We start from the raw sequence: 20186 nt of genomic DNA on the forward strand, positions 1-20186 counted from the left end.
AGATATCTGCAACCAGATCCCAGGCTGCGTCGGGGAGTTCATACCGCTTTGCCATCTTGGCCTCCTGGCTTTAATGGCGGTGTATTTTACAGAAAATCGTATTTCTTGGGTTTACGTACAGAGCCTAGTGCTGGCTCCAAGGCTGGGGGGCTAAACTAATTTTATCCATGCGCTTATAGCTGGTCGAGCACCGCGCATCCGCACCTCTCACGTGCGAATTAGAGATTTCTGGTCGCTAAGTGAGCACGGTGTAGCAACTAGCATTGTAAAAACTGAGAACCGTAAACGGTTGATCGCACGGTACGCGCGTCAACATTTCAAGAAAGCCGCCGAATATTACAAAATTGTAATTTCTCAGACATGCCCCCGTTATCTACAGATTGCAACGATACAACTCGGCGATGATACAGGAGGCGCGACCAGCTTCCTTCAAACAACAATTCCAGCCGAAGAGCTTTCTAGTTCTGCCGAACCGAAGGAGTGATTAATGATTAACAATACAAAATTTTCGATAGCCGCTATGGCAATGGTTGTCAGCTCTGTGCCGTCCATGGTGAATGCGGAAGAAAAAAACGGCGGCTTTATAGAGGATAGTAGTCTTACCGTTCTTAACCGCAACTACTACTTCAATCGCGAACATCGTAACGGTGAGTCAAGCCCTACAGGCAATGGATATTCCGAAGCATGGGCAAACGCTATTATTACTAAATTCGAGTCTGGATTTACCCAGGGCACAATCGGTGTCGGAGTGGATGCGTTTGCTATGATTGGAATAAAACTCGACACGGGTGGCGGCCGTAATGGCGGCCGTAGTTCATTTGATGTCCTTCCAGTAAATAGCAACGGAGAGGCAAGGGACGAATATACAAAAGTGGGAGGTGCGGCAAAAATTCGCGCCTTTGACACCGTAGTAAAAGTCGGCGACGTATTCCCATCCACCCCAGTTGTGGCTGCTGGCGACTCAAGACTACTACCGGAAAGTTTCACTGGTGTCACAGCAACAAATACTAGCATTGAAGGCTTGACCGTTCAGGGCGGTCGCCTACATGCCATGAGCCAGCCAGTTTCGAGCAACATGCGCGACAACTTTGCGACCTTCTATGCCGGGCCTGTTAACTCGCCTTGGGTAGGCTACTTTGGTGGTGATTATAACTTAAACAAAAACGTCACCCTTAGTCTTTATTCCAGTCGCCTCAAGGACGCTTGGAATCAATACTATGCTGGCACCGGGCTAAACTACTCATTGTCAAATGAGCTTTCCGTATTCGGAGGCCTTAACTATTATAAAGCAGTCGACGAAGGGAAAAAATTACTTGGCGATTTCGACAATAACATATGGAGCGGGAAAATAGGCGTGAAGTATGGCGCACACACACTTGCACTATCCCATCAGCGAAATAATGGCAATAATGACTTCGATTACCTGCGTCAGTCGGACTCGATCTTTCTTGATAACTCAATTCAGTACAGTGATTTTAACTCACCTAAAGAACGCTCTTGGATGGTTCGCTACGACCTCGACATGACATCGTATGGTGTGCCTGGCTTGTCGTTTATGACGCGTTACGGTCGTGGCACTGATGCTGATTACTCTAACGCTAATACGACGTACATGAGACGCGATGCGGATGGAAACCCACTTACCGACCAGAAACGTTGGGAGCGTGACATCGAAGTAAAATATGTCGTTCAGACAGGCACCTTGAAAGATATGTCTTTGCGCCTACGGCAAGCTAATACTCGTGCAACCACATTTGAGTCGGATCTGGATGAGGTTCGTGTGATTATTGAGTATCCATTAGCTATTCTTTAAGATCTGCGCAGGATGAATCATCCTAGACGAACATTACGTTTTTGCTGAAAAATTTCAAAAATGTAATTTTTCAATCATCTTCCTGTTAGCTTAAGTAACTTATAGTAAACTGGAGTTTATAGCAATCTGCTAGCGCATCTGGCCAGATTGCTACAGGTAAGTAACACCCTTGCAAAAACCTGAAGCTCACTGCTGTCAAGTTGAAGCTCCGCATCCACTTTTAGATTACTCATCTAAATACGATGTATTTTAAGACGCCCTTCGGGGCGTCTTTTTTATGCCTGCCGTAAACACCCCCCCACATTTTATGTCTTATGACGCACGTCAAAAAGATGAGCCCCTATGCCAAGAGCGTAGAGGCTAACCACCTTTACGGCATGTTCCGGCCACTGTGTATCTGACTGTATTCAGTACTCCTTCAGAGTCTTCGTATGTCATAGCTGCGGGCATCACCCCGCACCCTTCCGCTGGTCGCACCATGCTAACTACATTCACAACATCTAATTTCATTCCGTATTTATATTGCTTAGCTACGGGAATATTTTTTCCATGCCTAATCGCATACTGCTCCATAGCTACGGAGTTGGCACTCATTCTTTTTTCAAAAACCTTGTCACTATCTTTAGCAAATACGCTTGAAGAGATCGCAGCGACCACAATAAAAATCACAGAATTAATAGTCTTCACTTTTTGCACCTCACATGTCAATAAAAACCCCGCAACCGGAATCGGGGCGGGGCTTATGTGTAGCACCACTACATTTACTTACTAATCTGGCCCTTATCACCGCCTGACATTTTCGGAGGAGTTTTTTTCAGCTCTTTGGCTAAAAACTTCTCCATAGCCTGCTCGGTAGCTTGAGTAGCTCTAGCAAAAGTCCGGTCTCCACCACCCTCAGCCAATGCAGTGGAAGAAAGAATCAATGCTCCTACAAGAGCGTAAATTTGTGCGATTTTCATTTCGACACCTCATATTAAATACTGGCATTAGAGTATCAATACGAAGCTATCAATACGGTGGCATTAAGATTACATATCCGTCATCATTGATATAAGTAGCCCGCTAATGAGGATCAGCAGCGGGCTTTAAAAACAAACTGCTATACTATTTCTTGTTTTTCGCTGTCTGCCTCTTCATCTTTACGGTGTGCCCAGTGATATAACGCAGGAAGTATAAGTAGGGTCAACGCAGTTGAGGACAGTATTCCCCCGATTACAACGGTAGCTAGGGGCCGCTGGACTTCCGCGCCTGTTCCAGTAGCTAGAGCCATGGGGATAAAGCCAAGGGATGCCACCAAAGCTGTCATTAATACTGGGCGCAACCGCGTTAGCGCTCCTTCATTGATCGCAGAATTCAACGAATGTCCCTCTTCTCGAAGGTTGCGGATAAAAGCAATCATCACCAGACCGTTCAGCACTGCCACACCCGACAATGCAATGAAACCAACACCCGCCGAGATCGACAGTGGGATATCACGTAGCCACAACGCCATAACACCACCCGTCAATGCGAATGGAATCCCGGTGAATACCAACATGCCGTCTTTGAGATTGTTAAACATCATGAACAGCAGGGTGAATACCAAGAGCAGAGCTACAGGGACAACTATCTGCAAGCGTTTGGCAGCTGATTGAAGTTGTTCAAACTGCCCACCCCAGGTTGCCCAATAACCGGCCGGAATCTCTACCTGCTGATCAATGGCGATGCTAGCCTCCTTAACGAATGAGCCGATATCCCGTCCACGTACATTGGCGCTGACAATGACCAGACGCTTACCGTTCTCACGACTGATCTGATTCGGGCCAAGTACAAGATCGAGGGTCGCCACTTCTGAAAGGGCAATAAAACCGATCTGATCGGCATTGCCATTGAGCAGCGCCGGGACTGGAATCAGCAGTGTGGACAACCCCTCAACGTCCTTACGCATGGCGTCGGATAAACGCACCACTATGTCGAAGCGGCGATCTCCCTCATACATCGTCCCGGCCTGGCGGCCACCGACAGCCACCGCAATGGTGTCTTGAACGTCTCCAACGTTCAGACCGTAACGTGCGGCTTTGTCGCGGTCTATGTTTATGGTCAGTACAGGTAGCCCCGTTGTCTGTTCGACTTTGACCTCGGAGGCGCCATCGACCCCCTGCATTGACGCGGCAATTTTCGCAGCGGTACTGTTAAGCACTGCCATGTCATCACCGAAGACCTTGACCGCCACATCACTTCGCACGCCTGAAATCAACTCGTTGAAACGTAGTTGGATAGGCTGGGAAAGCTCATAGTTGCTACCAGGCATAGCAGCCGCTGCTTTCTGGATCTCTTCTGTCAACGTCTCCCGGGATTTACTTGGATCAGGCCATTGATCCTTCGGTTTGAGCATCACATAACTATCAGAGATGTTCGGCGGCATTGGATCGGAAGCAATCTCTGCAGTACCGGTTCGAGCAAACATCCGTTCGACTTCAGGCACTTTTTCCAGCACAAGCTTTTCCAGGCGCTGCTGCATTTCCACCGATTGCGTCAGACTTGTACCGGGTACTCGTAATGCTTGCAGTGCAAAATCGCCTTCGCTGAGACTAGGTACAAACTCACTGCCCATTCGACTGGCGACCACGCCACTCGCAGCGATGACACCTAATGCCATGGCAAATGCCAGCGATCGATGACTCATGACCCAATCCAGCGCGGGGGCATAACCCCGTCGCGCTCCTCGCATTATCACGTTCTCATCTTCCTTGACTTTGCCCGTCACGAACATGGCAATTGCCGCAGGAACAAAGGTTACGGACAGCAGCATCGCGCCTAGCAAGGCGATCACGACGGTGAACGCCATGGGGTGGAACATTTTCCCTTCGACACCGGTCAGGGCAAAAATAGGTAGATAAACGACCATGATGATCAACTGCCCGAAAATCAGTGGTCGACGGGCTTCCTTGGCTGCTGCAAACACTTCGTGAAAGCGCTCGGAGCGAGTTAGGAGGCGCCCGTGATGGTGCTGCGCATTGGCGAGGCGCCGTATAGCATTTTCGACAATAACCACTGCACCGTCGACGATAATACCGAAATCCAGAGCCCCCAGGCTCATCAGGTTGGCGCTGACTTTGTTGGTGAACATGCCTGTGAAGGTAAAGAGCATGGCTAAAGGAATAACCATGGCAGTGATCAGTGCTGCGCGAATATTGCCTAGGAATAGGAACAAAATCGCGATTACTAGGATTGCACCTTCAATCAGATTCTTCTTGACCGTGGCAATAGCCTTGTCTACCAAGTTAGTACGGTCGTAAACAGTGATCGCAACCACCCCTTTGGGCAGTGAACGGTTGATTTGCTCTAGCTTGACTGCAACGGCCTGAGAGACGGTACGGCTGTTCTCGCCTATCAGCATGAACACCGTGCCGAGTACGACTTCACGACCGTTTTCGGTCGCCGCACCGGTACGCATTTCACGCCCAATATCCACGGTCGCCACATTTTTAATACGTATAGGAGTGCCATCGACGTTGGCGATCACGATATTGGCGATGTCGTCGGTGGTCGCCACTTGGCCAGGGGCACGAATCAGTAGTTGTTCGCCACTGCGCTCAATGTAGCCGGCTCCTACGTTAGCGTTGTTGCTTTCCAGCGCGGTCACAATGTCTGTCAGGGTCAGCTTGTAAGCGGCCAAGCGTTTTGGATCCGGAGCAATCTGGTATTCCTTGGCGAATCCGCCAATGGTGTTAATTTCGGCGACCCCAGGAACGTTGCGCAGCTGAGGTTTAATAATCCAATCTTGGATTACCCTCAGGTCGGTCGGCGTATAGGGGCTACCATCCTCTTTTACGGCGTCTTCTCGGGCCTCGACAGTCCACAGAAAAATCTCACCCAAACCGGTAGAAATCGGCCCCATGACAGCTTCCACGCCTTCGGGCAATTGTTCCTTTGCCATCTGCAATCGTTCATTGACCAATTGCCGGGCGAAGAATAGGTCGGTGCCTTCCTTGAAAATCACCGTAACTTGTGAAAGACCCGAGCGTGAGAGTGAACGCGTCTGCTCAAGTGCCGGCAGACCTGCCATGGCGGTTTCAATAGGGAAAGTGATGCGCTGCTCAGTCTCCAGTGGCGAGAAACCTGCGGCACCAGTATTGATTTGCACCTGGACGTTGGTGATGTCGGGCACGGCGTCGATCGGCAGCTTCTGGTAGCTAGCAATGCCGAGTCCGGCCATGAGGAGAACCGCGAGCAGGACGATTATGCGTTGCTCGATGGCAAATTGGATTAGGCGTTCGAACATGAGAACCTTCTCGTGGAAGTGGCGGATCAGTGGGCGTGTTCAGCCGAGGCTTTACCCAGTTCTGATTTCAGAATGAAGCTGCCGGCAGCAGCGACTTGAGCTCCGGGCTCCAGGCCCTCTGTGATCTCAGCCAGACCTGCTGCACGACTACCTATTACTACTGCTTGCGCCTTAAACCCGTCATCAGTTCGCACGAAAACTGTTGGCCTATCCTCGACCGTCTGGATTGCTGCTTCTGGTACTGCGACTTTCGCCAGCCGGGTATCGGTATCAACCAGTACGGTTACGAACAGCCCGGGACGCCAAGCTCCTTGCGGATTCGCTATGGACACACGGACAGTGGCGGTACGAGTCTGCTCACCCAGTAAACTCCCAACGTAGGCCACGGCACCCGTAACTTCCGCATTCAACTCAGCGGCACTAACCGTGACAGACTTGCCCACCAGGACTTTGCTCAAATCCTTAGGGGAAACGCCAAAAGTCACCCAAACATGCGACAAGTCCGAGAGTGTGAACGCATTGCTGGTTTCACTGACAACCTCACCAAGGCCCAAGTGCTTTTCGACCACAACGCCATCGAACGGTGCACGCAGCTCATACCGGTTGCCACCACTGGTCACCGAGCTGCCACTAAGTACGCTGATTTTTTGTCGGGCATTACTGACAGCGATTTCGGCCTCTTGCAGAGCCTGACGGGCTTGAAGGAAATCCTGTTCGGCAGAGATTTTGTCCTGCCATAACTGGCGTTCACGCTCGTAGGTAGTGCGCGCCAACTCTAGACGACGTTGCGCTGCGGCTTGCTCACTGCGCTGATCAGAAATTTGTTGACTGGCAATCACGGCTAGTAGCTGACCTTTTTTCACTGTTTGGCCAAGATTGACATGTACCGACTCGACGACACCAGGAACCCGGGGTACCACATGCGCAGTACGGTCTTCATCGAAACGGACTTCTCCAGGAAACGGCAATGAGAGGCTGATGCTCTGTTCCTTAGCTTCGATTAACTGAATGCCGGCAGATCTGATCTGATCGTCGCTCAGAGTCAGGTGACCTTCTTCTGCTTCCCCTTCTGCATGCCCGCCATCAACTGACTCCTTGGCCGCACCCTCGTTGCTGTGATCAGCATCGTGGCCCTGTTCTTCTTGCGTCTGTACGCCGGTGGACGCTGTTGACGTGCTACCCATCCAGAGCGAACCAACACATATGCCCACCGTGAGGGTCAGTGCGGTGACAAGGATTTGTTTTTTATCCATGGGACTCCCTACGCAGCTCAGTGGGCAGTCACGGATTACCGTGGCACTGCGATGCTGAGTAGCGGTTAAAAAAGTGTTATATGAAATTCAAGGGGTATGAGTGAGCTTGTCGACATCACCGAAAATTCGCTCGATACGCACCCAGGCGTCTGTCGCCTCAGCAATGGCCTGGATGTACTGACCGCGTGCGCTGATTAAGGTGCGCTGGGCATCTAGCACATCTAGGAAGTTGAATTTCCCCATTTCGAAACCACGGGTAGCGGTATCTACAGCACTTTGCGCGGCAGGTAGGATGGTTTGATTGAACGACGTGATTTCAGTGTTCGCTGTATTCCACTGAGCTAGAGTGGTCTGAATTTCTGTGCGCAGGCGTAACTCGCTGGCATTGCGAAGGTCGCGGGCCTGATCAGTTCGGCGGGCGGCTGCCAACACATTGCCCTGATTACGATTGAATAATGGGATGGGCATCGACAGCCCTACGACATTCACGCGCTCACGCTCCCGTTCATCGTATTGGCTACCTAAACTTACGGTTAGGTCAGGAATGCGCTGGGCTTTCTCCAAGCCAAGTGAGGCTTCACGCTGGTCAATTTGCAGCTTTGCCAACCGTAACTCCGCAGTCTGACCTATGCGATTAAGGAGCAGCGAAGGTTCCGGTACAGTTGGCATTGGCTGACTTGAATCACTTACAGACGCAAACGCCGGCAAAGGCACACCCATGACTCGAGCGAGTTGTTGATAGGCATTTGCCTCATCTCGCTCTGCCCGTTTCAGCTCTAGGCGTACCTCCGACAACTGGACTTCTGCTCGCGTACCTTCAACAGGCGATGACTTGCCACTACTGATGCGACCTTGAGCTACATGCAAGCCACGCTGTGCGAGCTCAAGTGATTGACGTGATAACAGCAACCTTTGCTGAGCCGTAGATGTGTTGTAAAACGCCTGAATGACATCGGCACGTAGAGCATTACGCTTGCGCTCCAATTCAATCTCGGCTGCATCTTGCGCTCGACTTGCCACTTCGATCCTAGCGCCTCGCTTACCGCCAAGCTCGATCGGCTGATTGATCATCACCGTCGTAGTGCGCGAATTTCGCCGGGTATCCTCAGCCTCCCAAGACAACTCAGGATTGGGAATCAAGCTCGCCTGCTGCCGATCTCCCTGAGTGATACCAATTTCCCACTGTGCTGCCGCTAGGTCAGGATTGTTGGCAAACGCCATTTGAAGAACTTGATCCATTGTCAGCGCCTGTGAAGCCGAACCAGCGGAAAAAGCCGTGCCTGATAGTGCAAGCGTGCAACTTAGGCCTATTACCAACATGGATTTTATGATACGCAAGGGGGTAATGAACTTTCTAAGCCAACGCAATTTTATATTTCCTTTAAAGCGAATTTTCTCAACGTAGTAACTGTAGAGTTCTTCACTTATCAACAAGGTGACTGAAGAATTACAAATATGTTATCCAGCTCTACTGCTGTAGATTTTGCTCTAATATAGGAGGTGTTAAAAAAGAAAAAACTTAAGGCGGTAATATGATGAAACAAAAATTCAGCAATTATCTGCCGAAGCGCACTTGTCGAATTGGGGTATTCATATGAGCACACGATGTGCTATATAGCCCCTGGATTATTTCCCGCGACAGATTGTCGCAACCCTAGCTTTGGCGCCTCAAAACCGCAGCTTTGGCTTGACCCTGAAGCAGCTACAGGCTTTAGAATGAGGGCTGTCATCTCGTAAGTTATTCAAACCATATGAGGATTGAAAATCCTATAAAAAGATAACACCAATCAGAAAACCACACTAATACGGTTATTATTTTTCTGAGCCCCCTTTAACTCTAGTCATTAAGAAGGTGAAATGTCATGCGAATCCTTGTAGTTGAGGACGAGCTCAAAACTGCCGAATACTTACATCAGGGACTGACTGAAAGTGGCTACATTGTTGATCGTGCGATAACTGGCGCGGATGGACTACATCTGGCGCGCCAACATGTTTATGATTTGGTGATACTTGACGTTAATCTTCCCGAACTTGATGGCTGGGGTGTTCTTGAACGTCTACGACAAAGCAGTAATGCCCGGGTCATGATGTTGACGGCCCGAGGGCGCCTAGCGGACAAGATACGCGGACTAGATTTGGGTGCCGATGATTATCTGGTTAAACCGTTTGAGTTTCCTGAGTTACTTGCACGGGTACGAACCCTGATGCGTCGCAGTGAGCACATACCTGTCCCGCAGGTACTAAAAGTAGCCGACCTGGAACTAGACCAAGGACGTCATCGTGCTTTTCGCGGTGAGCAGCGCATAGATCTGACAACCAAGGAGTTTGCGCTGCTGCACTTGCTGATGCGCCAAACTGGAGAAGTGCTTTCTCGCACCCAAATCATTTCACTGGTCTGGGATATGAATTTTGATTGCGACACTAACGTTGTCGAGGTTTCAATCCGTAGGCTGAGGGCCAAAATAGATGACCCCTTCGATAACAAGTTGATCCACACCCTTCGCGGTGTTGGTTACGTATTAGAGGCGCGTGTATGAAGCCGGTCAGCCTGTCAATGCGACTAGGTTTGACAGTAAGTATCTTGGGGGCGTTGTTGGTAGTGTTTTTGGCTGTCTTGGCCTTTTTTGCGCTGACGCACGAGCTGGATAAGTTGGCAAAAAACAGCCTGATCAATAAGATGGAGCAGGTTGAACATAGCCTCTCGCTATACGATGACACGGCCGACGTAAATTCCAAACCGCATTCGTTACTGGATCAGGTCATGGGACATGACAATCTGAATCTGACCATCTATGACCTGAAAAACCTCAGGGCGCCCTTACTGAAGTTTGGGCCTGGATTGTCGGATCCGCGGACTGAGTTGAAAGCTGCGACTGCTGCCGTTGACAAGGTTTCCTATTCCACCAATTCAGATGGTGAAGGTCGACACTTCCTTACCGCATCCAAGCTCATCCCATTAAAGAACGGTGTAAGCGTTCCCGTATTGCTGTCGATGGATTGTGCGAACGATGAAGCGCTGCTCAGCGCGTACCTTAGGTCGACGATTATTGCACTACCGCTTTTACTAATACTCATCGGAGCAAGTGCTTGGGCCGTAGTACAACAAGGACTTTCTCCACTGAGAGAGTTCCGGAAGGTCGCCGCCATGATCTCGGCTCAAGATCTCAACCATCGACTTTCTGTTGTTAAAATGCCTCAGGAGCTTAGTGAGTTGGCTCATGGCATCAACTTCATGCTGCACCGGCTCGACAGCGGTATTCAGCAGCTGTCGCAATTTTCAGATGACTTAGCCCATGAATTACGATCCCCGATCACCAATTTGATGGGCAAGGCCCAGGTTACCCTTTCTCGGGAGCGTCCGGCAGAAGAATACAAAGCTGTGCTGGAGTCATGCACCGAGGAGTTGGGCCGTGTCACGCGAATTGTCTCGGATATGCTCTTCTTAGCTCAGGTCAGCCATCCCGCGGCACTTGTCCCGTTCGAAATAATCACCTTAGAAGATGAAGCATTTAAGGTGGTCGATCTGTTTTCACTGTCTGCGGAAGAGAAACGTATCACCCTGAATGTTACCGGAAATGGCAAGACCATTGGCGACAGGTTAATGATACAGCGAGCAATATCCAATCTATTGTCCAACGCAATACGCCATTGCCCTGCGGGACAATCTATTTCAATTGTTATTGAAAACTATGCCAAACAGGTATCGCTACTTGTAGGCAACCCTGGAGCAGGAATCGAACCTCAGCATCTGCTGCACTTGTTTGACCGCTTTTATCGAATTGATACAAGTCGCTCGCGTGCTGAGGGTGGCACTGGTCTTGGTTTAGCTATTGTTCGATCGATCATGAGCCTCCACCAGGGAACTGCGGATGTTCAAAGCATGCCTGGCAGCATGACCGTTTTCAGGCTGAGCTTCCCAAACCTCGACGGACAGACCACTTGGCAACAGGCTAGAAAGGTTTAAGGGTAAATTCCCGCAACAAACCTGTGCAACTCTCCCTGCACCACTGGATATGCGCCTGTGGTCAGGTTTTTTAATGTCCGCTGAGTTCTGAGTACATCGCAGCAGCCCCTACTCCGACATGAGATGTTTGCAAGATCCCGCTCTAGTGCTGCATGCCTTCGTTTTCTTCAAGCGTTGCATGAAACTGCAAGTTTTCCAATTGAAGAGTCGTATGGCTGATATGGAATACCTCGCTCATCAGCCGAGTCACCTCAGCCAATATATCTTGCTCAGCTCGGGAGCTACGCAGGATTACAAGGTGAGCACTCATGACATTCTTGCCGCTGGTCAGGGCCCAGATATGCAGGTCATGGATATCCTCAACGCCTTCAACCGCCCTGATGCACGCTTCCACTTCAGCGATATCGATGCCATCCGGAACCCCTTGCAACAGGATGTTCATGCTTTCTTTGAGCAAAACCCAGGTTCTGGGAAGCACCCACAGGCCGATAGCTGCGGCAACGATCGAATCAACCCAAGTGAATCCGGTAAAACGAATGATCAATGCCGCCCCTATTACGCCCATGGAGCCCAACATGTCGCTCCATACTTCTAGGTACGCGCCTTTTACGTTAAGACTTTCGGCACTGGCAGACATTAGCAACCGCATTGAAACAAGGTTCACAACTAGTCCGATCACTGCGACGATCAGCATCCCTGTCGATTGGATTTCTGTCGGGGCTTTAAATCGCTGATAAGCTTCATACAAGATGTACACCGCCACCATAAACAACAAAATCGCGTTAAAAGCAGCTGCGAGGATCTCAAATCGTGCATAGCCGAATGTCCGTTTTTTATCCGCAGCGCGTTTGGCAATTTGAATAGCTATCAATGAAATAGCCAAGGCAGTGGAATCAGTTAGCATGTGAGCCGCATCGGATAACAACGCCAAGCTGCCTGTCACGAAAGCCCCAATGACCTCCGCGATCATGAAGCTTGTCGTTAACGCCAGAGCGATCCACAATTTTTTCTCGTGTCCTGCACGAGCTTGACCGTGACTATGACCAGCGCTCATATGGCTCTCCATGCGGGTGAAAGGATGCGGCAACTACTCAAAAGATCGTCAACGGGTCAATCTTCGTCAAGAAGAGATTTCGGTTTTGGAGAGATGCAACTGAAAAGCACTTATTTGGACGCGACCTGTGTTCCCCCAAGGCACCCACACTCTAGAAAATAGCAGTACTGCGAATACGCGTATTATTTGTACCCAAACTTCCCGGAATCAGATGTTAGTAGACCGATAGGTCTTTGTCGCGCCAATTTTCATCTCGGCTTCTGCTTGATTTCTCAGTTGGCTAGCCATTTCATCCATGATTGAGTTCAGATCAACACTATGAATTCAAATATAGGCGGATCGATAGCTCGTCGTCCGCGTCTATTTTCTAAACGTAATGTTGGCTTAATTCCTTGTCGGCTTCATTACCTATATGTCGGAGGTCGGAGCTTGGCGACAGGGTGTTAATGACATGAGTCAATTTGTAACGACCATTTGAAGCGACTACACTCCAGCGAATGAAACGCTACGTGCAGTTTTGCATCATATTCATGATCAGCTTAGCGCTTCCTCTCAGCGGGATGGCGGGAGTTCAGGCATCGACAGAACCGTGCCCCATGAAGACGATGGGCATGACGATGATGGACGACATGGGCATGGACTGCTGCAACGATATGAAAACCCTGTCCGAGCACGGAAAGCCATGTAAACCGGGACATGAATGCAAGGCAGGCAGCATATTGCAAGTCTCGACTTTCAAGCCTTCAGTAGCCGTGTTTAGCCCCGTAGTACTTTCCTTCTTTAGTGATTCCTTGCCTGCACAAACCCCGTCCAGGGTGTGGCGACCGCCCCGCGTTTGATTCCTGTCCCATATTGAGCCTCATTCCGCATTTGCGGGATGCAAGAGCTGAGCGCATGTCTTTTAATGCGTGCAGTGGATGATCACAGGAATCCTAAACATGAACTCAAAGTGCTATTGCATAGGCTGGTCCCTCGCGGCCGGTCTGGCTGCAAGCGTACTGGCATTGCCGAGCTTGGCGGGTGGATTGACGCTTGATGAAGCGTTGCGGCTGGCCGAAAACAATGCACCGTCGCTGACCGCACAAGACGCCAAAATTCAGGCTGCCAGCAGCGCAGCCATTCCAGCGGGGGAGCTGCCTGACCCCAAACTGCTGCTGGGTGTGCAGAACTATCCTGTTGGCGGTCCGGATCGCTGGAGCATCGACCAGGACTTCATGACCATGCAAATGGTTGGGGTCAGACAAGAAATGCTCAACAGCGACAAGCGCAAGGCGCGTATTGAGGTCGCCGATGCGGCCGTTGAACGCGCCGCGGCGCAGCGTCGGGTCGAACGTCTGAACGTGCGCCAATCCACGGCGTTGGCCTGGATCAGTAGCTACTCGGTTGAGCGCAAAGATGCTCTGTTCCAGGACTTCTACAAAGAGAACCGCCTGCTGAGCGATACCGTCAGAGCCCAGATTGCCGGTGGCCGGGCTCAACCCGCCGATGCGGTAACACCCAAGCAAGAAGCAGCTCGACTGGCGGAGCAGCAGGACGATCTGATCCAGCAGCGAAGGCAGGCCCGAGCTGCCCTCAAGCGTTGGATTGGGGCCGCCGCAAACGACGAGCTTGTAGGTCGTTTGCCTGAATGGTCCGTCGATACCTCCGGTTACTCCCACAACCTGCAGCACCATCCCGAGCTGGCAGCGTTTGCCCCGATGACCCGAGAAGCGCAAGCCAAAGTTCGTGAAGCCGTGTCGGAGAAACAGTCAGACTGGAGCTGGGAGCTGGATTACCAGCACCGTGGCCGAGCGTTTGGGGATATGGTCAGTGTGCAGCTTTCCTGGGATCTGCCGCTGTTTCCTGGCTCTCGCCAAAATCCCAAAATCGCAGCCAAGCAGGCTGAACTCAGCCAGCTTGAGGCCGAGCGTGAAGCCCTGTCACGCGAGCACACTCAGGAACTGGAAAACCAACTGGCTGACTATGAGCGTCTGAATCGTGCGGTGCACCGAAACCAGGACAGTCTGTTGCCTCTAGCCAAGGAAAAGGTCGAACTCAGCATGGCCAGTTATCGTGCCGGAAAAGGCGATTTAAATGCCGTTGTTGCGGCCCGGCGTGAGCTCATCGAAGCGCGCCTCAAACAGATTGAGGTGGAAGAGCAGCGGGCGCTGACCAGTGCGCGTCTGTACTTTGCCTATGGGGAGCCCAGCCAGTGATCCTTAAAAAGTGGAATGGGGCATTGTTGGTAGGCATCTCGCTGGCATTGGGTGTTGCCGGTGGTTACTGGTTCGCTCAGCAGCGGATGAACGGAGTATCCAGTACTGCCCAGGAGAGGGGTGTCAGCCCGTCGGGTGAACGCAAGGCTCTGTATTGGTACGACCCCATGTACCCGCAGCAAAAGTTTGATAAACCCGGAAAGTCCCCCTTTATGGACATGCAGTTGGTGCCTCAATACGCCAGCAGCGAAGGGGATCGTGCGGTCGTCAGTATCGATCCAAGCCTGACCCAGAATCTCGGTTTGCGCTTTGCGACGGTCACCCGGGGAGTCTTTGATTCCAGCCTCGATGTGGCAGGTGTCTTGGCGTTCAACGAGCGTGATGTCGCGGTGATTCAGGCCCGTACCGCCGGCTTTGTGGAGCGGGTCTATGCCCTTGCTCCTGGGGATGTCCTCAAAGCCAATGCGGCCCTGGCGGATATTCTGGTGCCGGAATGGGCCGCGGCTCAGACAGAGTTTCTGGCCCTGAAGCGTAACGGGGATGCCGATCTGTTGGTTGCGGCCCGTCAGCGCCTGCGACTCACAGGGATGCCGGCAGCACTGATTACTCAGGTTGAACGTAGCGGTAAGGTTCAACCGTATCTGATCCTGACCAGTCCCATCGCCGGTGTGCTGCAAGAGCTGAACGTACGCGCGGGCATGACCGTGGCGACGGGCAAGACTCTGGCACGGGTCAATGGCTTGAGCAGTATATGGCTAGCCGTGGCCGTTCCAGAATCAGATGCCGGAGCCATCACTGTGGGGCAGGCGGTCGAAGCGCGTCTGCCAGCCTTCCCGGGGACGACGTTCAGAGGCAAGGTCAGCGCGATTTTACCCGAGACCAATCCGGACAGCCGCACTCTGCGGGTGCGGGTGGAACTACCCAACCCGGACAAGCACCTCAGGCCCGGTTTGACGGCGCAGGTGCGCCTGAGTCATTCGACCGGGGAAAGTGTGTTGTGGCTGCCGAGTGAAGCAGTCATTCGCACTGGCCGACGCGCCCTAGTGATGCTCGCTGAAGACGCCGGTCGCTATCGCCCGGTGGAGGTGCAACTCGGGCAGGAAAGCGATGGCAAGACGGCGATTGTGAAAGGTCTGACAGAAGGACAGAAAGTGGTTACGTCCGGCCAGTTCCTGCTCGACTCGGAAGCCAGTCTTAAAGGCATTGTTGCCAGCGCTGAGGAAGATTCACCACTCGGCGCAACAGCCTCCAGTTTTCATGAGGCCGATGGGCAGATAGTTGAGATCAACGACAAAGACGTGACGCTCGCCCATGGTCCTTTCAAGACGCTGGGCATGCCCGGCATGACGATGACTTTTCCTCTCGCCAGTCCGGCGCTGATGCAGGGCCTCAAGGCTGGAGACAAGGTTCGGATCGCGGTGAGCCAAACTGACGATGGTTTGCGTGTCGAGCGCCTGGACAAGTCGGGGAGCCAGCCATGATTGCTGCACTGATTCGTTGGTCGGTGGCCAACCGGTTTCTGGTGCTACTGGCTACGCTGTTCGTCACTGCCTGGGGCATCTGGTCGGTACAGAGCACACCGATCGATGCATTGCCGGACCTCTCCGATGTGCAAGTGATCATCCGCACCCCTTATCCCGGACAAGCGCCTCAGATTGTCGAGAACCAGGTGACCTATCCGCTGGCCACCACCATGCTCTCAGTGCCGGGAGCCAAGACTGTACGTGGTTATTCCTTCTTCGGTGACAGCTTCGTTTACGTGCTGTTCGAAGACGGCACGGACTTGTACTGGGCCCGCTCGCGAGTGTTGGAGTACCTGAGTCAGATACAAAGCCGATTGCCGGCCAGCGCAAAACCGGCGTTGGGGCCGGATGCAACGGGAGTGGGCTGGATCTATCAGTACGCACTAGTGGATCGCACGGGTGGGCACGACTTGGCACAGCTGCGCGCACTTCAGGACTGGTTCCTCAAGTACGAACTCAAGACCCTGCCCAATGTTGCAGAAGTGGCTACGGTGGGAGGCATGGTCAAGCAGTACCAGGTGCAGCTTGACCCGCTCAAGCTGGCCAGTCTGGGCATCACTCAGGCACAGGTGACCGAGGCTATCGGCAAGGCCAACCAGGAGACAGGCGGCGCCGTGATGGAGATGGCCGAGACTGAGTACATGGTGCGTGCTTCCGGCTACCTGAAGACGCTCAATGACTTTCGGGCCATCCCGCTAAAATTGGGGGCGGCCGGAGTGCCGGTCACCCTTGGTGATGTCGCCACCATCCAATTAGGCCCGGAAATGCGACGTGGCATCACCGAACTCGACGGCGAAGGCGAGACCGTTGGTGGTGTGGTGATTTTGCGCAACGGCAAGAACGCTCGCGAGACCATTGCGGCGGTCAAGACCAAACTCGACGAACTGAAATCCAGTTTGCCGGCCGGCGTTGAAATCGTCACCACCTACGACCGCAGCAAGCTGATCGATCGCGCGGTGGAAAATCTCAGCCACAAGCTCATCGAAGAGTTCATCGTCGTCGCTCTGGTCTGCGGGATCTTCCTCTGGCACTTGCGCTCATCCCTAGTGGCGATCATTTCGCTGCCGGTGGGCGTGTTGATTGCCTTCATCGTCATGCGCTACCAAGGCATCAACGCCAACATCATGTCCTTGGGCGGGATTGCCATCGCCATCGGCGCTATGGTCGATGCCGCCGTGGTGATGATCGAGAACGCCCACAAGAAGATAGAGGCTTGGCACGCGGCCAACCCAGGGGAGAAGCTGAATGGCGAACGTCATTGGCACGTGATGACCGAAGCGGCTGCGGAGGTAGGCCCGGCACTGTTCTTCTGCTTGTTGATCATCACCCTATCGTTCATTCCGGTATTTACCCTGGAAGCCCAGGAAGGGCGGCTGTTCGGCCCGTTGGCTTTCACCAAGACCTACGCCATGGCGGCAGCGGCGGGACTGTCAGTGACGTTGGTGCCAGTGCTGATGGGTTACTGGATTCGAGGTCGAATTCCCAATGAACAACAGAACCCGTTGAACCGGTGGTTGATTCGAATCTATCAGCCAGCCCTGGATGCAGTACTGCGTCGTCCCAAGGTCACGCTACTGGTGGCGCTCTTGGTATTTTGCAGTGCGCTATGGCCAATGTCTCGCCTGGGGGGCGAGTTTCTGCCACCGCTGGACGAAGGCGATCTGCTCTACATGCCTTCTGCACTTCCGGGGTTATCGGCACACAAAGCCGCGCAGCTGCTGCAGCAAACCGACCGTCTGATCAAAACCGTGCCTGAAGTCGAACACGTTTTCGGTAAAGCAGGGCGTGCCGAAACCGCAACCGATCCGGCTCCCCTGGAGATGTTTGAAACCACCATTCAATTCAAACCACGCGAGCAATGGCGTCAAGGTATGACACCGGAAAAACTGGTGGAAGAATTGGATCGAGTGGTGCGAGTTCCGGGGCTGACCAATATCTGGATACCGCCGATTCGCAACCGTATCGACATGCTGGCTACGGGGATCAAGAGCCCCATCGGGGTGAAGGTTGCCGGCACCAATCTGATGGAAATTGATACGGTCACTCAGGCGGTCGAGCGCGTGGCCAAGGGGGTGCCTGGTGTCAGCTCGGCTCTGGCGGAGCGACTGACCGGTGGCCGATATATCGATGTGGATATCGATCGCAAGGCCGCCGCCCGCTACGGCCTGAATATCGCCGATGTGCAATCCATCGTGGCCGGTGCTATCGGTGGAGAGAACGTTGGGGAGACCATTGAGGGGTTGGCACGGTTTCCAATCAACGTGCGTTACCCTCGGGAATGGCGTGACTCGCTCGGTGCTTTGGAGCAATTACCTATCTACACCCCGTTAGGCAGCCAGATTACCCTGGGTACTGTGGCGAAGATTAAGGTCAGCGACGGCCCGCCGATGCTCAAGAGCGAGAATGCTCGGCCTTCGGGCTGGGTTTATATCGACGTGCGGGGCCGGGACATTGCCTCAGTCGTCGCCGATCTGCGCCGGGTCGTCAGTGAACAGGTCAAGTTGCAGCCAGGCATGAGCCTGAGCTACTCGGGGCAGTTCGAATTTCTCGAAAGGGCCAACGCCCGACTAAAACTAGTTGTGCCTGCCACGTTGTTGATCATTTTCGTGCTGCTCTACATGACTTTCGCCCGCTTCGATGAGGCCTTTTTGGTCATGGCTACTCTGCCGTTCGCCCTAACGGGCGGGGCATGGTTCCTCTATCTATTGGGGTACAACCTTTCGGTCGCAACCGGGGTCGGCTTTATCGCGCTGGCCGGAATTTCGGCCGAATTCGGTGTGATCATGCTGCTCTACCTCAAGAACGCTTGGGCCGAACGTGAAGACCTCGGCGACAACACGGAAGGTGGGCTGGTAGCGGCGATCCGTGAAGGAGCTGTACAGCGCGTTCGCCCCAAGGCCATGACGGTGTCCGTCATCATTGCCGGCCTGTTGCCCATTCTGTTGGGCAGCGGAACCGGCAGTGAAGTGATGAGTCGCATCGCCGCGCCAATGGTCGGCGGGATGGTCACAGCTCCCTTGCTTTCCCTGTTTGTCATACCGGCAGCCTACAGATTAATGCGCCGTCGGAACCTCTCGGGTTGTATCCACTAACCCTTAAGGAAAAAGCCGTATGAAACTGCCGCGGGATCGAATGCGTCGTTTCAGAGCAAGGTTTCGTACAACCACCACTCACCTACTTGATCCCAGCCATGAGGGCGATTCGGTAGGTGAGTTCACCATCCGCTTACTGTCATACAGACTTCACGCTCGGTACACTGGTCGTGCAAGGGGAATATTTCTTTCCTTTAACACTGTTTTAAGCCCTTAAGTGAAAGATTTCTTTTCCTTGCGGCCAGATTGATTTTTTGAATTGTGGAGCCAACGACCTATGACTCAAGACTATAAAATTCAGTTTTTTGGAGAGTATTGAACAAAGGCTTGCTTGACAGATATCCCAGCGGCCTAGGTTCGAGCGCACACATACTCTTGAAACGCCTTTAGTAGGCGTTCAGTGAAGAGTGAATCGCCCCAAATTCCCCATAAGTCAAAGGTGGTCCATTGGACAGCAAGGCAAAAAAACGCCAAAAAACTCACGCTTTAACCGATCCACCTCCCTTGCGACTACATCGACTTGTGGACGTTATGTGTAGACGCCATATTCGATTCGGATCAGAAGATCCTTCACCAAAGTGCACCCAGCCTGCGTTATTATCAGATCGCATGGCACCTTATCGCCCAGGCCAAAAGCGGGGCGTTCTAGCCAGTTTTCGGCCGACCGGCGGGTACCGAGTACCCGTTCAGTTATAACTAGAATCTGCCCGCGACTGACGAGATAGTCCCTATACTCTATGCTCCAACACGCAAGAGGGGCTCGGGAAAAGAGCGCTGAAACTCGTGAGTCGTCCACCCCAGCAGCCTCGCAAATAATTCGATAGTCACCTGATGAAGCCATCGCCTCATCGTAGTCGTGCGCCTACTGACGACCGGCCTACAAAGGGTGTAAGAGAAGCTCACGTAACCATCGTCCACAACGGGCAAGGCTGCTCATAGGCGTCGGAACCTTGGAGAACTATGCACATTTCCAAAATGGCACTGATCAACTACAGGAGTATCAGCAATACGACACTTAGATTCCAGCG

13 protein-coding genes and 1 pseudogene are annotated in these 20186 nt (G+C 52.6%); 7 read left to right on the forward strand and 7 right to left on the reverse strand.

Features of this window, described 5'->3' with window-relative positions:
* Positions 1-487: 487 nt before the first annotated feature.
* Positions 488-1813: an OprD family porin gene (locus tag HBN79_RS17255; RefSeq protein ID WP_048401430.1), complete on the forward strand. Its 1326-nt coding sequence runs from the start codon at positions 488-490 to the stop codon at positions 1811-1813.
* 360 nt (positions 1814-2173) lie between these two features.
* On the opposite strand, the gene HBN79_RS17260 is transcribed toward HBN79_RS17255, so the two are convergent.
* The 5 genes from HBN79_RS17260 to HBN79_RS17280 form a co-directional block, all read right to left on the reverse strand.
* Positions 2174-2500: a DUF2790 domain-containing protein gene (locus HBN79_RS17260; protein WP_048401567.1), complete on the reverse strand. Its 327-nt coding sequence runs from the start codon at positions 2498-2500 to the stop codon at positions 2174-2176.
* Between the two features lie 74 nt (positions 2501-2574).
* Positions 2575-2772, reverse strand: coding sequence for a co-regulatory protein PtrA N-terminal domain-containing protein (locus HBN79_RS17265; RefSeq protein WP_048401431.1), 198 nt, complete (start codon positions 2770-2772; stop codon positions 2575-2577).
* 140 nt (positions 2773-2912) lie between these two features.
* The gene (locus HBN79_RS17270; RefSeq protein WP_048401433.1) at positions 2913-6077 is read right to left on the reverse strand and encodes a CusA/CzcA family heavy metal efflux RND transporter; all 3165 of its coding nucleotides are present in this window, start codon (positions 6075-6077) and stop codon (positions 2913-2915) included.
* Positions 6078-6103: 26 nt separating this feature from the next.
* Entirely contained in the window at positions 6104-7330 is a 1227-nt protein-coding gene (locus HBN79_RS17275; protein WP_010655500.1) for an efflux RND transporter periplasmic adaptor subunit, read from the reverse strand.
* A gap of 87 nt (positions 7331-7417) precedes the next feature.
* Complete coding sequence (locus tag HBN79_RS17280) at positions 7418-8650, reverse strand: TolC family protein (protein WP_131690204.1); 1233 nt, start codon at positions 8648-8650, stop codon at positions 7418-7420.
* A 542-nt stretch (positions 8651-9192) separates the two neighbouring features.
* Here HBN79_RS17280 and HBN79_RS17285 point away from each other — a divergent pair.
* The gene (locus HBN79_RS17285) at positions 9193-9867 is read left to right on the forward strand and encodes a heavy metal response regulator transcription factor (RefSeq protein WP_010655498.1); all 675 of its coding nucleotides are present in this window, start codon (positions 9193-9195) and stop codon (positions 9865-9867) included.
* Entirely contained in the window at positions 9864-11294 is a 1431-nt protein-coding gene (locus tag HBN79_RS17290) for a heavy metal sensor histidine kinase (RefSeq protein ID WP_048401435.1), read from the forward strand. The genes HBN79_RS17285 and HBN79_RS17290 overlap by 4 nt, the downstream gene beginning before the upstream one ends.
* 142 nt (positions 11295-11436) lie before the next feature.
* Here HBN79_RS17290 and HBN79_RS17295 read toward each other — a convergent pair whose 3' ends face one another.
* Together HBN79_RS17295 and HBN79_RS17300 are read right to left on the reverse strand one after the other, a co-directional pair.
* Positions 11437-12348, reverse strand: a complete 912-nt coding sequence (locus HBN79_RS17295) for a cation diffusion facilitator family transporter (RefSeq protein ID WP_048401436.1) — start codon at positions 12346-12348, stop codon at positions 11437-11439.
* Between the two features lie 66 nt (positions 12349-12414).
* Positions 12415-12543, reverse strand: a pseudogene (locus HBN79_RS17300) (DUF3703 domain-containing protein); the annotation flags it as partial.
* A 302-nt stretch (positions 12544-12845) separates the two neighbouring features.
* Between HBN79_RS17300 and HBN79_RS24005 the strand changes: the two are divergent.
* The 4 genes from HBN79_RS24005 to HBN79_RS17315 all read left to right on the forward strand — a co-directional run bounded on the left by HBN79_RS24005 (position 12846) and on the right by HBN79_RS17315 (position 19158).
* A complete protein-coding gene (locus HBN79_RS24005) occupies positions 12846-13187 on the forward strand; it encodes a hypothetical protein (protein ID WP_048401438.1) in 342 nt (113 codons plus the stop codon).
* Between the two features lie 99 nt (positions 13188-13286).
* Positions 13287-14543 carry a TolC family protein gene (locus HBN79_RS17305; protein ID WP_048401440.1) on the forward strand — a complete coding sequence of 419 codons (1257 nt, stop codon included), beginning with the start codon at positions 13287-13289 and terminating at the stop codon, positions 14541-14543.
* A complete protein-coding gene (locus HBN79_RS17310) occupies positions 14540-16024 on the forward strand; it encodes an efflux RND transporter periplasmic adaptor subunit (protein WP_048401442.1) in 1485 nt (494 codons plus the stop codon). Before HBN79_RS17305 ends, HBN79_RS17310 begins: the two co-directional genes overlap by 4 nt.
* Positions 16021-19158 carry an efflux RND transporter permease subunit gene (locus tag HBN79_RS17315; protein WP_048401444.1) on the forward strand — a complete coding sequence of 1046 codons (3138 nt, stop codon included), beginning with the start codon at positions 16021-16023 and terminating at the stop codon, positions 19156-19158. The genes HBN79_RS17310 and HBN79_RS17315 overlap by 4 nt, the downstream gene beginning before the upstream one ends.
* The last annotated feature ends 1028 nt before the right edge of the window (positions 19159-20186 follow it).

The sequence above is a fragment of the Pseudomonas sp. WS 5051 genome (assembly GCF_012985715.1).
In the GTDB taxonomy this organism is placed as follows: Bacteria; Pseudomonadota; Gammaproteobacteria; order Pseudomonadales; family Pseudomonadaceae; genus Aquipseudomonas; species Aquipseudomonas bubulae.

Coding starts and splice junctions, on each gene's coding strand:
- HBN79_RS17255 (WP_048401430.1), top strand. CDS start 488: ATGATTAACAATACAAAATTTTCGATAGCCGCTATGGCAATGGTTGTC.
- HBN79_RS17265 (WP_048401431.1), bottom strand. CDS start 2,772: ATGAAAATCGCACAAATTTACGCTCTTGTAGGAGCATTGATTCTTTCT.
- HBN79_RS17270 (WP_048401433.1), bottom strand. CDS start 6,077: ATGTTCGAACGCCTAATCCAATTTGCCATCGAGCAACGCATAATCGTC.
- HBN79_RS17275 (WP_010655500.1), bottom strand. CDS start 7,330: ATGGATAAAAAACAAATCCTTGTCACCGCACTGACCCTCACGGTGGGC.
- HBN79_RS17280 (WP_131690204.1), bottom strand. CDS start 8,650: ATGTTGGTAATAGGCCTAAGTTGCACGCTTGCACTATCAGGCACGGCT.
- HBN79_RS17285 (WP_010655498.1), top strand. CDS start 9,193: ATGCGAATCCTTGTAGTTGAGGACGAGCTCAAAACTGCCGAATACTTA.
- HBN79_RS17290 (WP_048401435.1), top strand. CDS start 9,864: ATGAAGCCGGTCAGCCTGTCAATGCGACTAGGTTTGACAGTAAGTATC.
- HBN79_RS17295 (WP_048401436.1), bottom strand. CDS start 12,348: ATGAGCGCTGGTCATAGTCACGGTCAAGCTCGTGCAGGACACGAGAAA.
- HBN79_RS24005 (WP_048401438.1), top strand. CDS start 12,846: ATGAAACGCTACGTGCAGTTTTGCATCATATTCATGATCAGCTTAGCG.
- HBN79_RS17305 (WP_048401440.1), top strand. CDS start 13,287: ATGAACTCAAAGTGCTATTGCATAGGCTGGTCCCTCGCGGCCGGTCTG.
- HBN79_RS17315 (WP_048401444.1), top strand. CDS start 16,021: ATGATTGCTGCACTGATTCGTTGGTCGGTGGCCAACCGGTTTCTGGTG.